Source organism: Actinoplanes rectilineatus (assembly GCF_000962825.1).
Classification (GTDB): domain Bacteria; phylum Actinomycetota; class Actinomycetes; order Mycobacteriales; family Micromonosporaceae; genus Actinoplanes; species Actinoplanes rectilineatus.
Window position 1 is genome coordinate 22,097 of sequence record NZ_JZKF01000092.1, and the last position, 14,086, is coordinate 36,182.

The 14,086-nt window shown below is 71.1% G+C and carries 14 protein-coding genes and 1 pseudogene; 9 read left to right on the top strand and 6 right to left on the bottom strand.

The window, feature by feature from the left end:
• Nucleotides 1-1,777 precede the first annotated feature (1,777 nt).
• Together WH85_RS51115 and WH85_RS39070 are read left to right on the top strand one after the other, a co-directional pair.
• A complete protein-coding gene (locus WH85_RS51115) occupies nt 1,778-2,854 on the top strand; it encodes a YncE family protein (RefSeq protein ID WP_052721129.1) in 1,077 nt (358 codons plus the stop codon).
• Between the two features lie 8 nt (nt 2,855-2,862).
• Nucleotides 2,863-4,212 carry a transaminase gene (locus WH85_RS39070; protein WP_045747191.1) on the top strand — a complete coding sequence of 450 codons (1,350 nt, stop codon included), beginning with the start codon at nt 2,863-2,865 and terminating at the stop codon, nt 4,210-4,212.
• Between the two features lie 8 nt (nt 4,213-4,220).
• On the opposite strand, the gene WH85_RS39075 is transcribed toward WH85_RS39070, so the two are convergent.
• From WH85_RS39075 to WH85_RS39090, 4 genes are all read right to left on the bottom strand, one after another.
• Nucleotides 4,221-4,943, bottom strand: a complete 723-nt coding sequence (locus WH85_RS39075; RefSeq protein ID WP_157411491.1) for a VC0807 family protein — start codon at nt 4,941-4,943, stop codon at nt 4,221-4,223.
• Nucleotides 4,944-5,100: 157 nt separating this feature from the next.
• The gene (locus WH85_RS47810; RefSeq protein WP_052721131.1) at nt 5,101-6,801 is read right to left on the bottom strand and encodes a PP2C family protein-serine/threonine phosphatase; all 1,701 of its coding nucleotides are present in this window, start codon (nt 6,799-6,801) and stop codon (nt 5,101-5,103) included.
• Between the two features lie 34 nt (nt 6,802-6,835).
• Entirely contained in the window at nt 6,836-7,096 is a 261-nt protein-coding gene (locus WH85_RS39085; protein WP_045747192.1) for a DUF3040 domain-containing protein, read from the bottom strand.
• Nucleotides 7,097-7,167: 71 nt separating this feature from the next.
• On the bottom strand, nt 7,168-8,259 hold the full coding sequence (locus WH85_RS39090; protein ID WP_045747193.1) for a M20/M25/M40 family metallo-hydrolase: 1,092 nt from the start codon (nt 8,257-8,259) through the stop codon (nt 7,168-7,170).
• Nucleotides 8,260-8,351: 92 nt separating this feature from the next.
• Between WH85_RS39090 and WH85_RS39095 the strand changes: the two genes are divergently transcribed.
• The 7 genes from WH85_RS39095 (at nt 8,352) to WH85_RS51895 (ending at nt 13,189) form a co-directional block, all read left to right on the top strand.
• Entirely contained in the window at nt 8,352-9,134 is a 783-nt protein-coding gene (locus WH85_RS39095) for a hypothetical protein (RefSeq protein WP_063775589.1), read from the top strand.
• A complete protein-coding gene (locus WH85_RS39100; protein ID WP_045747194.1) occupies nt 9,131-9,754 on the top strand; it encodes a MurR/RpiR family transcriptional regulator in 624 nt (207 codons plus the stop codon). Before WH85_RS39095 ends, WH85_RS39100 begins: the two co-directional genes overlap by 4 nt.
• On the top strand, nt 9,754-10,878 hold the full coding sequence (gene menC, locus WH85_RS39105) for an o-succinylbenzoate synthase (protein WP_045747195.1): 1,125 nt from the start codon (nt 9,754-9,756) through the stop codon (nt 10,876-10,878). Before WH85_RS39100 ends, menC begins: the two co-directional genes overlap by 1 nt.
• A gap of 97 nt (nt 10,879-10,975) precedes the next feature.
• Entirely contained in the window at nt 10,976-12,100 is a 1,125-nt protein-coding gene (locus WH85_RS39110; protein ID WP_157411492.1) for a glycoside hydrolase family 18 protein, read from the top strand.
• Nucleotides 12,101-12,180: 80 nt separating this feature from the next.
• Nucleotides 12,181-12,498, top strand: a complete 318-nt coding sequence (locus tag WH85_RS39115; protein WP_045747196.1) for a type VII secretion target — start codon at nt 12,181-12,183, stop codon at nt 12,496-12,498.
• Entirely contained in the window at nt 12,495-12,905 is a 411-nt protein-coding gene (locus WH85_RS39120) for a hypothetical protein (RefSeq protein ID WP_157411493.1), read from the top strand. The genes WH85_RS39115 and WH85_RS39120 overlap by 4 nt, the downstream gene beginning before the upstream one ends.
• Nucleotides 12,863-13,189 carry a hypothetical protein gene (locus tag WH85_RS51895; RefSeq protein WP_245674286.1) on the top strand — a complete coding sequence of 109 codons (327 nt, stop codon included), beginning with the start codon at nt 12,863-12,865 and terminating at the stop codon, nt 13,187-13,189. Before WH85_RS39120 ends, WH85_RS51895 begins: the two co-directional genes overlap by 43 nt.
• A gap of 38 nt (nt 13,190-13,227) precedes the next feature.
• Here the strand turns inward: WH85_RS51895 and WH85_RS39125 are convergent, their stop codons facing one another.
• Both WH85_RS39125 and WH85_RS51900 read right to left on the bottom strand, forming a co-directional pair.
• Nucleotides 13,228-13,602, bottom strand: coding sequence for a hypothetical protein (locus tag WH85_RS39125; RefSeq protein ID WP_045747198.1), 375 nt, complete (start codon nt 13,600-13,602; stop codon nt 13,228-13,230).
• A 188-nt stretch (nt 13,603-13,790) separates the two neighbouring features.
• Nucleotides 13,791-14,086 (bottom strand): annotated as a pseudogene (locus WH85_RS51900) (hypothetical protein); the annotation flags it as partial.

Here is a 14,086-nt window from a genome sequence, read left to right on the forward strand (position 1 = left end):
GCATGCCCCGGTGGGTGGGAGTGTCGGGGCGTTCATGGTGGCCGCCGCCGGGCCGAACGCGGTCCGGCCGGTAACGAGAACCGGCGACACCGATCCCACCTCTACTCCCACCTCCACCGAAGCGACGACGGCGACATCGGCGACGGCAACGACACCAACGACGGCGGCGACATCGGCGGCGGCGGGCACGGGATCGACGGCAGCAGCGGCGAGCACGGCGTCGGACGGCGATGCCGTCACGACAGCTGTGCCCTGGAGCGCTGGACCGGACAGCACCGATTCTGGGACTGCTGCGCCGTGGGACTCGGCGGCCACCACTCGGGTGGACAACGTCTCAGGTCGCGCGGACGCCGTCTCCGGTGGTGCGGGTGACGGCTTCGGGCGTTCGGACGCCACCTCTGGTGGCGCGGGCGGTGGCTCCGGGCGTACGGATGCCGTCGCCGGGGGTGTGGATGGCGGCTCTGTGGGTTCGGCTTCGGAGGGGCCGGGGACTTCGCCGGGGAGCAATCCCTGGTCGACCACTCCGGTTCGGGCCGAGGGCGTGGGGAACATGGTGGACGCCTGGAACAGTCAGGTGCCGGTTCCGCCTCCGCCTGCGGACAATCCGACCCGGCACTGGGGACCTGGGGCCGCTCCGACGTCGGGGACTCCGGCTTCGTCCTGGCCTCCGGCGGGGGCCGGGGCACCCACGTCGGGTGTGAGTCCGAGCTGGAACGAGACGCCCAGCGGGGCGTGGCCGATGTCGCCCGCTGCTTCCGGATGGCCCGCGCCCGCCGACGGGTGGAACGCCCCACATCAGGCCGGGCCACACGGACAGCCAGGGCCGCATGGGCAATCAGGGCCGCACGGGCGACCCGGACCGACTCCGCCGAGCGGACCCTACACGGGACAATCGGGCCCCACACCGACGAGCGGACCCTACTCGGGGCAGCCTGGGCCGGCACCGACAAGCGGGGCCTATCACGGGCAGCCTGGACCGACGCCGCCGGGCGGATCCTACGCGCCGCACGGGCAGAATCCGCCGGATGGGCCCTGGGCCGGACAGCAGCATGGCACCGACCCGACATATCCGGGAGCGCAGCAAGGGGCGATGCCGCCGGGCTCCGCCTATCCGGGATCTCCGATGGCTCCGGGGTATCCCGTGCCTCCGGGCCAGGGGTATCCGCCTCCGCCTGGACAGGGATACCCGGCTCAGCCCGGGCAGGGATACCCGGCTCAGCCCTACTCCGGGCCGCCCTATCAGGCGCCGGGTCAGGGTTATCCGGTGCCCGGTCAGCCCTATGCCGAAGCGGGCCACTCCGAGCAGCCGGGACAGGCGCATCCGGGACAGGGGTATCCGGGTCAGGGTCATCCGGGTCCCGGTTACGGCCGGCCCGACCAGTCCTATCCCCCTCAGGGGCATTCATATCCGCCTGCCCAAGCGAACCAGGGATATCCGCCTACCCAGGCGGGTCCGGCTTATCCGGTCAGTCCGGCTTATCCGGCTCAGGGTTATCCCGCGCCGGCCTATCCGGTCAGTCCCGCCTACCCGGTGCCACCGCACCAGGCGACGGCGCCGCCTCAGTACCCCGCTTCTCAGAATGGTCCGGCCTATGCGGCTGCCGCGGCTCAGGTGAGCCCGGCCTACCCGGGGTTCCCGTCGGCGCCCGCTCTGCCGGGTGGTCCTGCGGGACCGGCCGGCCCCGGCGGGCCCGGGCAGCCGGTTCCGCCGTCGGCTGACCCGTACCCCGGAAATGGTGCGCCACCGCCTCGCCGGCGGCGGGCCTGGGTAGCTGCGGTGCTCCTGGTCGTGTTGATGTTGGCGACCGGGTCCTATGTCGGGTTCCGGGTGCTGACCTCTGATCAGGATCAGCAGGACGCTGCGCCTCCGGCGGCCGGTTCGCAGGCGACGCCGGATCCGGCGGGGACCGGGCCGTCGCCGGTGGAGCCGACGGCCGCGCCGGTGGAGAGCGTGCCGCAGCCCGCGGTGGTGGACACGTTCCCGCTGGGCCGCGAGCCGGAGGGTGTCGCGGTGTCGCCGGACAACAAGACCGTCTACGTCGCTGACCAGAATTCCAAGGACGTGCACTTCGTCAACGCGGCGACCGGGACGGCGAGCGCAGTGAGGGTGCCGAACACGCCGAGGTTCCTCGCGGTGTCGCAGGACGGCGGGCGACTGTACGTGTCGCTGTTCGAGAACGACTTCACCGGCAACGGCCTCGCCGTGATCGACACTGCCTCGCGGAAGCTGGTGAAGACGATCAGAACCGGTCCTCGGCCGTTCGAGCCGGCGGTGGACGCGGCCGGGAGGATCTGGGTGCCGATTCACAATGCGGGACGGGTGGAGATCTACGACCCGGAGACGCTGACCGAGGACGGGCGGATCACGGTGCCGCCGAACCCGCACTGGGTGGTGTTCTCGCCGGACGGGAGGACGGCGTACACGGCCAACCACGAGTCGAGCCAGATCTCGGTGATCGGGGCCGAGGATCGCCTGGTCAAGCGCAACATCAAGGTCGGCAGGTCGCCGCACGCGCTGGCGGTCACCCCGGACGGCAAGCAGCTGATCGTGACCAACTACGACGTGGACACCGTGGAGATCTATGACACGTCGGACATGCGGCAACTCCACAAGATCAAGGTGGGCCGGGAACCGCAGGCTGTGATGATCTCGACGGACGGCGTGCACGCGTACGTCGTCAACGAGGGCACCGACAACATGTCGGTCGTCGACCTGAAGGACGGGAAGGTCGTGTCGACGGTCGGGGTCGGTGACAGCCCGCGCGTGGTGGCGATCTCCCCGGACGGGCTGCGTCTCTACGTGTCCGACGGCCGGGGCCAGTCCATCACCGTGCTGCGCACCTCGAAGGAGTAGACGCCGCCATCGACCGCTCGCTGCTGCACCGTCTCACCGACCGTGAGCGGGTGACGTTCGCGGACCGTCACCCGCGGTCGGCGGCCGCGTACCGCAAAGCCGGTCATCTCTTCGGTCGTGTCCCGATGACCTGGATGAACAAGACCGCCGCGGGTTTCCCGATCCACCTGGCCACCGCCCGCGGCAACCGGATCACCGACGTCGACGGCAACACGTTCGTCGACTTCTGCCTGGGCGACACGGCGGCGATGGCGGGCCACTCCCCCGCGCCGGTGGTCGCCGCGGTCACCCGGCGGCTCGGCGTCCTCGGCGGCGCGAGCACGATGCTGCCCACCGAGGACGCGGCGGCCGCGGGCGCCGAACTGGCCCGGCGGTTCGGACTGCCGTACTGGAGTTTCGCGCTCACCGCCACCGACGCCAACCGGTGGGCGATCCGGCTGCTGCGCGCGGTCACCGGCCGTCCGAAGATCCTGGTGAACAGTTGGTGCTACCACGGCTCGGTCGACGAATCACTGATCGTTTCCGGTCCGGACGGTGGTGGGCGCAGCCGGGACGGCAACGTCGGGGCGCCGGTGGACGTGACCGTCACGAGCCGGGTCGCCGAGTTCAACGACCTGGCCGGCCTGGAACGGGAGCTGGCGCACGGCGATGTGGCGGCGGTGCTGATGGAACCGGCGCTGACCAACATCGGCATCGTGCTGCCGGAGGACGGCTACCTGGCCGGGGTGCGGGACCTGACCCGGCGCCACGGCACGTACCTGATCAACGACGAGACGCACACGTTCTCGGCGGGGCCGGGCGGGGCGACCGGATTCTGGCACCTGGATCCGGATGTCGTGACCATCGGAAAGGCGATCGGCGGCGGCATCCCGGTGGGCGCCTACGGCCTGTCGGCGGAGCTGGCGGACGCACTGGGCGGCCGCGCGGACCTCGACCTGATCGACATGGGTGGGGTGGGCGGCACGCTCGCGGGCAATCCGGTGTCGATGGCGGCCGCCCGCGCGACCCTCGAGGAGGTGCTCACCGACGACGCCTTCGCCGCCATGACCGCGAGAGCATCGACGTTCGCCGCCGGCCTTTCCACGATCATTGCGGGGTACGCGCTGCCGTGGTCCGTCAGCCGCCTCGGAGCCCGGGTGGAGTACCGGTTCGCGGACCCGGCTCCCCGTGACGGGGCGCAGGCGGCGCGGAGTGCGGACGCGGAGCTGGAGGACTTCCTCCACCTGTACCTGGCGAACCGCGGAGTGCTGCTGACACCGTTCCACAACATGGTGTTGATGTGCCCGGAGACGAGTGAGCGGGACGTGGATCGGCATCATGAGGTCTTCCACGCGGCGTTGGGCGAGCTGGCGGGCTGACGATCCGGTCAGGCGGCCAGTACGTGGGCGGCACGCTTCTGGGCTGCCTGGTAGCGGGCGTTCCAGGCGATCAGGCCGGTGATCGTGACGACGGTGAGGACCGTGGACAGGCCCACCATGACCGACACCGGGAGAACGTAGATCAGGACCAGCCGGACGGCCGCCTCGGCGAGCAGCCCGGCGCCCCAGACGATGGACGACACCCGGTGACCGCGCTGGAAACGGGAGCTGGTCGCGTACAGCTCGGCGAGCTCGGCGGCCTTCGCCGGCAGGAAGCTCTGCTGGGCGGCGAGCGTGAGCGGGCGTCCCCGCATCGTCGAGGCGAGGAACGCCAGTCCCAGGATCGCGGTGGTCACCGAATGCTTGACCAGCATCATCCGCGGGTCACCGGTGACCAGGGTGAAGACCAGGCCGACGCCGAACATCGCGCCGATCACCAGGGAGAAGGCGCTCAGCGTACGATCGCGGACGGCGACCGTGGCGAGGCGCAGACCGGCGGCGACCGTCCCGGCGAACAGCGCCGCCGTGTCGCCGACGCCCGCCGCGTGCAGGGCGTAGTAGGTGGCGACCGGCAATCCGAGGTCCCAGGCCAGGGCGCGGATCATCGAACCCACCCCGCCGGGTACGGAGGAGGCAGGAGCAGCAGGGTCCGCCGGAACGGTGGCGGGAATGGTGGCGGCGGTCGAAGCCGGCACGCCCCGGCCGGTGGTGATGGTCGCGTCGTGCTGCATGGTGTCGTCTCCCTCGGCTGGACCGCCGCGTTGCGGCGACGGTTCCCTCTGGCCCGCCGGCATGTCGCGGCGATGAGGTAATCCTGGCCGGACAGTGGTCGTCCCCGGGACGACCGACCCACCGAGGCCGGTTGTCAACCGGTCGGTGGACACGCTCTCACCGCGCACCGCCGGCGGCCGGAGTGGGGGCGCTGACGGGTGCGGTGGCGGGGATGCGCAGGATCACCAGGGCGATGTCGTCCTCGCTGTCGGCGAAACGGTCCAGCAGCAGGTCGCACAGGTCCTCGACCGACCGGCCGGCGTGGGCGGTCAGCGTGTCCGTCAGATCGGCCAGGCCCGCGTCGATGATCTGTCCACGGCGCTCCACCAGGCCGTCGGTGTAGAGGACGACGACGCTACCCGGCGGCAGGCCCACCACGTGATCGCGACGGGTGTTCCCGGCCGCCCGGACGGCGGAACGCGGGCTGCCGGAGTCGGCGGGCGACGGTGCCGGCCGGGCGGCACCGGTGAGGCCGAGGCCGAGGAGGATGTCGACCGGAGTCGTCAGCAGGCGGGCCGGGCCGTCCGGCGGGATCAGCACCGGCGGCGGGTGGCCCGCGTTGGACCAGCGCAGACGGTGGCCATGCTCGTCGTGTTCCACGCGGGCCAGGATCGCGGTGGCGAAGGAGCCGACCCGCAGGCCCCGCATCGCGGCGTCGAGGGTGGTGAGGATCTGCGCGGGTGAGCGGTCCCCGTCGTAGGCGACGCCGCGCAGCAGGTTCCGCATCTGCGCCATCACCGCGGCGGCGTGCCGGTCGTGGCCGGACACGTCGCCGACGACCAGGGCCAGGGAGCCGTCCGGCAGCAGGAACGAGTCGTACCAGTCGCCGCCGACGTGGGTCTGCTCGGCGGCGCTGCGGTAGCGGACGGCGACGTCGAGGTCCTCCGGCCTGGCGGGTGCGGTGAGCAGGCTGAGCTGGAGGGCTTCCGACATCTGGTGTTCGAGTTCGGCCAGTCGCCGTTCGGCCTGCCACTGGCGGACCCGGGTGAACGCCTGTGTGAGGGCGGCGGCGATCAGCCGGAGGAATCCGCGGTACTCGTCGTCGACGGGCAGGTGGTCGCTGAGGCGGACATCCAGATACGGGTGTCCGGCGTCGGCGGACAGCGGTATCCGGATGATGCGGGCATCCCGCATCGGCGTCGAACCTCCCGATGACGGCGCCACGCCGAGACTTTCGGCACCGCCGGCGACAGCGGCTGCGGCAGGCGGTGGGGACAGGCGGACGGCGAACTCGGGGAGGTCGTCGGCGGCGCCGGCCAGCACCTCGGTCGCCCGCGTGACGATCTCGGCGTCGGTCGTGGCCTCGGACAGAGCGTCCGTCAGGCGGGCCAGGGCTGCCAGCCGGCGGTGGGCGAGGATGCGGCCCGTCGTCTCGGTCGCGATGTCGATGACGCCCTCGATGTCGCCGGATTCGCCGACCACCGCCGAGTAGCAGAACGTGAAGTACGTTTCCTCGAGGAAGCCGTGCCGGTCCATCATGAGGCGCAGGTCCTCGGCCATCGTCGCCTCGCCGGTGCTGATCACGCCGTGCAGCATCGGGCCGATGGTGTCCCAGATCTCCGGGAAGATCGTCGCTACCGGGGCGCCCAGGGCGGACGGGTGTTTGGCGCCGATCATCTCGACGTACGCCTCGTTGTAGATCAGGGTCAGGTCGGGTCCCCAGAACAGGGTGACCGGAAACCTGCTGTGCAGGGCGAGGGCCACCGCCGACCGCAGCGCCGTGCTCCAGGACGCGACCGGGCCGAGCGGCGTCGCCGTCCAGTCGATGCTCTCGTAGCGCACCCGGAGCGTACCCGCGGCATCGAACAGTTGATCCACGGGACGACTGTAGTCGTCACGGCGCGTGTCGATCTCAGCGACGTTTGCGGCGGCGGTGGATCAGGACGACGGCTACGGCGGCGGCGAACACGTCGACGGCGATGATCACGCCGGGCCAGCCGAACAGCAGCATGACCAGCGGTGCGCAGATGAAGAGCAGTGCGCAGAGGCCCGCGACGGCGGGGAACGGCTGTTCGGCCGCCGGTGCGGACATCCGGGCGGCGAATTCGGGGTCGGCGACGGCGAGCTGCTGCTCGAGGTCGTCGAGGATGCGGCGGTCTCGATCGTCCAACATCGATACCCTTTTCGGAGTCCTCAGATCGAGGGGTCGTACCCCGGCGGGTCGCTCGTCAAACGCCGTCCGCGTCAGAGATGCCTCAGGAGAGCGGCGAGCAGGGCGGTGCGTTCGGTGATCCCGGCGGCGGACACCCATTCGGTACGCGCATGCGCACCCCCACCCCGAGGGGCGAGTCCATCCACAGTAGGCCTTCCGAGTGCTCCCGTGGTGTTCGTGTCGGCGGCCCCGTCCGCCGGCCGTCCGCCGATGTCCTGTCCGATGCCGGCCGCGATCTCCCGGATCCGTCCGAGGAGCCGCTCCCCCGCCGGGCCGGGCCGCCAGGTGGGCCGGTGCGACAGCAGTTCCGTGGTGATGGTCGCGCCGCCCCGGACCGGGTGCAGGGCGTGGAGCCCGCCGAGCACGGCTTCTTCGTCGACCGGGTCGAGGAAGCGGAGTCCCAGGTCGGCGTGGGCGTGTCCGGCGACCACGTTGGTGCGCCCACCGCCGGCCACCGTCCCGGTGTTGAGCAGGACCTGACGGCCGGTGACGAGGCCCCGGATCCCGGTCAGCTGGTCGACGAGTTCGTCGATGGCGCTGACGCCGGTGTCCGGGTCGAGGGCGGCGTGCGCTTCGACGCCGGTGATCGTGATGCGGGCCCGGGTGCTGCCGCGCCGACCGGTTTTCAGGTCACCGCCGGGGTGCGGGGGTTCCAGTCCGAGGATCGCGGTGGCCCGGTTCGCCTCGGCGCGGACCAGGCCGCCGGCGGTCGGGGAGCCGATCTCCTCGTCCGCGACGACGATCACCCGGAGTTCCGGGTGGGGACCGCCGGCGATCGTCCGGACGGCGGTGAGCAGGGCGGCGAGGCCCGCCTTGGTGTCATAGACGCCGGGGCCCCGGATCACGTCACCGTCCACGGTCCAGGGCAGTTCGGCGAGGGTGCCGACGGGCCAGACGGTGTCGTAGTGGCTGAGCAGCAAAATCGGCCCGCCGTCCGTGTCCCGGGCGGGCAGGGTCCAGATCAGGTGGTCGCCGGTCGGGTGCCGCTCCCGGTCGACGTGGAATCCGGCGTGCGCCGCGTCGGTCTCCAGCGCGGCGGCGAGCGTGTCCAGGGATCGGCGGTCGCCGGTCGGCGATTCGAGCAGCGTGTACCGGCGGAGCGCCTCAACGGTCTCGGAATCCATATATGAACGCTAAGTTTCCGGTCAGGCGTTGTCAACGAGCGCAGTAGCGGCCAGGATGGCGGTTATACGTTTCTTATCCTGGGGGTGGCAGCATGGTGGGAGACAGCGTGGACGGTGTCACGGTCCGCGAGCTGGACACCCTCACCGAGTGGACGGCCGCCTCCGCGCTGTACCGGTCGGTCTTCGACTACCGGGATCCCGAGTGGGCGCTCAGCCCGCGACTGCTGGCCGCGTTGCGGGAGAACTCCGGTTCGGTGATCGGGGCGTTCGACCCGCACGGTGTCATGGTGGGTTTCTGTTTCGGTTTCTGCGCGGTCGAGGACGGCGAGATCTACCACTACAGCCAGGCCGCGGTGGTCGCGCCGGGTGCGCAGGGCGGCGGGGTGGGACGCGAGCTGAAACGGGCGCAGGCCCTGGTGGCGCGACGCACGGGGGCGCATTCCATGCGGTGGACCTTCGATCCGTACGCGCTGCGTAACGCGCATTTCAATCTGCATGTGCTGGGGGCGACCGGAATCCGTTTCCTGCCCGATTTCTACGGGACCGCCGGGGCGGACCGGGTTCTCGTCCGGTGGGATCTCGACGGGACCGCTTCTCCGCGTACCCGGAAGGGCTCGAGCGTGGTGGCACCGGCGGGTGAGTCGATCGCCGCGCCGGGGGCGGAGGACCGGGTCTGGTTGCGGCGCGAGTTGCTGGACCGGTTCGCCGGCGGCGGTGTCCTGACGGCGGTGACACGGCCGCCCGGCGTCACCGACCGCGTGGTCTATTCATTCTCGGACAGCGACACCACGGCATCACCGGGCGTCGACGGCGGGACGGCTGCGGGGGAACGACGCGACCGGAACGCGCCCGGACACCCGGGGGCTGTCGCGTGACGACGCCGGCGGAGCGGTTCGACCGCAATGTGCAGCGGCGGTCGGCGAAGGTGCTCAAGCAGCGGGTCCTGGAGCAGCAGCGGGCCGAGTTCGGCAAGGCACTGGCCTGGGCCGCCGAACATGATGCGATCGAGCGGGCGGCCGCGCTGATCGTGTCGGCGCGGCGCCGTTTCCTTCTGGGGTACGGCAAGTCGCACGGTTACGCGTCGTTGCTGGCCACCGACCTGAGCGGTGGTCTGTCCGGCGTGCACCTGGTCGGGGACGGTGCGTTGCGGCCGTTGGACGTGCTCGGTGACATCCGGCAGGGTGATCTGCTCGTCGCGGTGTCGATGGAGCGGTACCGGCGGGAGACCGTCGAGGTGGCGTCGGCCTATGTGCGGCACGGCGGTGACCTGGTGCTGATCACCGATGCCGAGGATGCCCCGCTGGCGGGGGCGGCCACGGCACGGATCGTGATCGGCGCGGATTCGGCGTCGTTCGCGAATTCGCCGACGGCGGTGGCGCTCGCGTTGCATCTGCTCGCCACGTTGACCATCGCCAGCTCGAAGGGGGCCGGGCGGCGTCTGCGGGACCGGGATGCGCTCGCCGCGGAGCTGGGACTCTATGTCGAGGAGGGCTGATGCGGGTCGAGCGGGTGGAGTTGCGGCGGGTGCGGTTGCCGCTGGTGCACGAGTTCCGGACCAGTTCGCATGCGAAGCGGTCGCTGGAGCACATCCTGGTGACGTTCACCGACGGTGACGGCACGGTGGGGTGGGGCGAGATCGCGTCGCCGAGCGGTCCCTGGTACGCGGCGGAGACCGTGGACACCTGCTGGGAGGTGGCGCGGTCGTTCCTGATCCCGTTGACCCTGGGGTGTTCGTGGGAGCATCCGGCGGACCTGGCCGCGGCGCTGGCGAAGGTGCGGGGCAATCACTTCGCGCGCGCCGGGTTCGACATGGCGGCGTGGTCGCTGTGGACGACGGCGCGCGGGGTGTCGCTGGCGTCGGCGCTCGGCGGGACGCGGGACCGGGTGGCGGCCGGGGTGTCGCTGGGCATCGAGGCGACCGTGGACGATCTGCTGCGCCAGGTCGCGGCACAGGTGGATGCGGGGTACCGGCGGGTCAAGCTGAAGATCGCCCCGGGGTGGGACGTCGAGCCGGTGCGGGCGGTGCGGGCGGCCTTCCCGTCGCTGGCGGTGCACGTGGACGCGAACGGCGCGTACACGCCGGCCGACACGCCGATTTTCACGGCGCTCGACGACTGCGGGCTGACGATGATCGAGCAGCCGTTCGCGCCGCGGGATCTGATCGGGCACGCCGGGCTGCAGGAACGGCTGGGCACCCCGGTGTGCCTGGACGAGTCGGTCGAGGAGACGGCCGATCTGGCCACCGCGTTACGGCTGGGGTCGGGTCGCGTACTCAACATCAAGGTGTCCCGGATGGGTGGCCTGACCGCCGCGGTCCGCGCCCACGACATGGCGGTGGCGCACGGCATGGCGGTGTGGTGCGGTGGCATGCACGAGTTCGGGATCGGCCGGGCTGCGAACGTGGCGCTCAGCGCCCTGCCCGGTTTCACCCTGCCGTCGGACGTCTCCGGGTCGGACAAGTATTACGCCCGGGACGTGACCACCCGGCCGATCGTCTGCACGGACGGTTTCGTGGCGGTGCCGGCAACGCCGGGCACAGGCTGGGATCCGGACCTCGACTTCATTGCGGAAAATGTGATCGACTCCACTTCGGCGTCGCATCCCGCGCATATTCCGTGACATTTCCGGACGATTGTCGGCAATTCTGTCCGACGGCTTTCCGATGCCTTTGCGATCGCTGTGACAATAGCATTCCCGGAAATGCGATGATCGGCCGATGCATCGGATCCGCCGCCCCCTGGTCTGCCTGACGGCCGTCGCGCTGCTGCTCACCGGGGCCTGCAAGACGCAGTCGTCGGCCGCGAGCACCCCGGTCGCCGTCGTCGCGAGCACCTCCGCGTCCACCGCGCCGTCGGCGTCGTCCGCGTCGCCGTCACCGGTGCGGTCGCTGTCGTCGACGGCCGCGACCGCCACCGCGTCGCCGTCGCCGTCGGCGTCCCGATCCGCCACGGTCGCCGCGACGACGGCCGACAAGGCGCCGGCCGCCGCGCCCTACCTGGACGTGGTCAGCGGGACCGCGGACATCGCGGCGATCAGCAAGAAGACCGGGCTGACCGACTTCACCCTGGCGTTCGTGCTGGCCGCCGCGGACGGGTCCTGCACGGCCACCTGGGGCGGCGAGAAGAAGATCACCGACAGCGGAGTCCAGGAGATCACCGACGCGATCGGTGACGTCGGCGGCGAGGCGGTGGTCGCCACCGGCGGCGCGAGCGGAACCTACCTGGAGAGCGCCTGCTCCGCATCCGAACTGGCCACGGCCTACGGGGACGCGCTCGACGCGGCGGACAGCAACACCCTCGACGTCGACATCGAACAGTCGGTCGACGTCGACACGGTCACGTCCGCACTGGCGATCCTGCAGAAGAAGCGGGACACCGCGATCAGCCTGACCGTGCCGGTCGAGGGCACCAGCGCCGGCCTGTCCGACGCGGCGACCACCCTGCTGCGGTCCGCCGAGAAAGCCGGCGTCGAAGTCACCGTCAATGCGATGACGATGAACTTCGGGTACGACGGCAACTGGGGTGACGCGATGAACGCGGCCACCGAGGCCGTGCACGCCGACATGGCCGCCATCTGGACCGGCCGCAGCGACGCGCAGCTGTACCGGATGCTCGGCATCACCCCGATGATCGGCGTCAACGACACCGGGCCGGTGACCACGGTCGCGCACGCGAAGACGGTCCTGTCGTTCGCCGAGGAGAAGAACCTCGCTTTCGTACGCTTCTGGTCCATCAACCGTGACAACGGCGACTGCGCCGACGGCTCCCTGAGTTTCGACTGCTCCGGCATCGACCAGAACGACTACGCGTTCACCAAACTGTTCGCCGACTTCGACGAATAGGGCATCACGCCCACACCCTGAGCCGGACTGCCCCGCCCCGTGTACACCCCGCCACAGGCTTGCCGACGGCGGAGGTTGCGGTGGACGACGGATCGTTGAACGTGCCGGCCGGCGACGTGCGCCGGCACACCGGCCACCTGAACACGATCGCCGGCGCGCTGGAAGCAGCACGGCAGGCGGGCGACACCGTCCGGCCCGGGCCGCAGACGTACGGCCGCCTCTGCGTGATCGTCCCCGCGCTGCTCGGCCGGCTCCAAGCCCCACTGGTCGAGGTCATGGCCGCGGCCTCGCGGTCGGTCCGCGAAACCGCGAGGGATCTGGACGCGGCGGTCGAGGGCTACACGGGCGCCGACGAGGCGGCCGCCACCGGGCTCCGCGACACCGGAACCCTCCGGTGAGCCAGCCGATCGCGCCGGGGATGGCGTGGGCCGGAGTCGGGATCGCCGAGGACATCGCGTCGATCCGGCACGGTGTCGAGAACGGCAGCTGGATCGACGGCTCCCTCGGCGTGGTGGGCGCCGGACTCGACACTCTCGCCCTGGTCAGTGATCCGCTGGGCGTCCTGATGCAGTACGGCGTCGCCTGGATCATCGAGCACGTCCGGCCGCTCACCGAGGCTTTGGACCAGCTCGCCGGCGATCCGGCGGCGATCGCCGGCGCCACGGCGACCTGGCGGGACATCGCTGCCGGACATCCGTATCCACAGACCGACGCCGATGTTCCCCCGTTCGAGGACCGGGCCTACGCATATGAGGAGTACTGGTGGAACAATCAGCCGATCCGCCCCGAACCGAAAGCCCGGTGATGGCGACATTTGAGGCTTGGCTCGACGCTTGGGACGCCGTGTACGACCTGCCGCCCGGGCCGTATCCGGCTGCCTGCCCCCGATGCGGCGAACGGTGTCTGCGTCTCGTCTTCACCGCCCTTCCCGGCTGGGAATCGGGCTACGCGCATCTATGGTGTGACAGTTGTCTGCACGGCATCGTGATCTCACGCGCTTCGGTTCCTGACGATGCCGTCGTTCAGGACATGTCGCAGCCGCCGGAGGAGCGGGAGCCGCGGATTCCGAACTTCCGCCTCGAACACTGATCCGCAGCCCGGCATGCGAGACCGGGCTGCGGCGCCGGTCAGCGCGGGGCGCCGCCGGGACCGCCGCCCTGCTGCGGGCCGGCGCCGGAGCCGTTGGGCGGGACGGCACCCGCCGACGGGATCACCGGCGGTGCCGCAGAGGCCGCGGCGGCCTGGGTGGCGGTGGCTTCGGTAGCGGGGGCCGCTGAGGCCGAGGAGGTGGCGGCGGCCTCGGTGGCGGAGACCGTCGCCTTCGTGGTGAGTTCGGCGCTGGGGGCGCGGACCACGCTCGTCACCACGACGCCGATGTAGAGGACGGCACCCGCGGCCGCCACCAGGCCGGACGTCATGAGCAGACGACGGCGGCGACCGGAGCTGTCGACGAAGACCTTGGCGTTGGTGGGTTCGTTGAGCTTGGTGGAGGCGTAGATCATGGTCGCGGGTCCCCTTGAATCCTGGTTGGTGGTGTCCAGGACGCTAAGCGCGTTTTCTGAGGGAACCCTTTGCCGAATCCCAGCGAACTCTGTGGAAACGGATCATCTGTGGGAGCGGGCCGCACGGGCCTGGCGCCGGGAGAACCTCCCGGGACTTCTCGAGGCCCGTGCCGGTGACGGCTCCCCGGTCAGGCCTTCACATCCAGGATGTCCCCGCTGCTGAGCACGCTGCGCAGCTGGGTCAGGTCGACACCGCGGTTCTGCATCAGGCCGATCAGTCCGGCGGCGCTGGTGGCCTGCTCGGTGACGTCCTTGGTGTCCATGTCCAGCAGGTCGCTGACCTGCTGAAGCTTCTCCTTGTCCTGGAGGCCGGAGTTCTCGCCGCGGCCGGCCGGCGCGGCGGGCGGCGGGGGGGGGGGCGGCGGCCGGGCGGCGCCGTCGCCCCAGGGGAGCTTTTCGGCGGGGGCCGGGGGCGCGGGGGGCG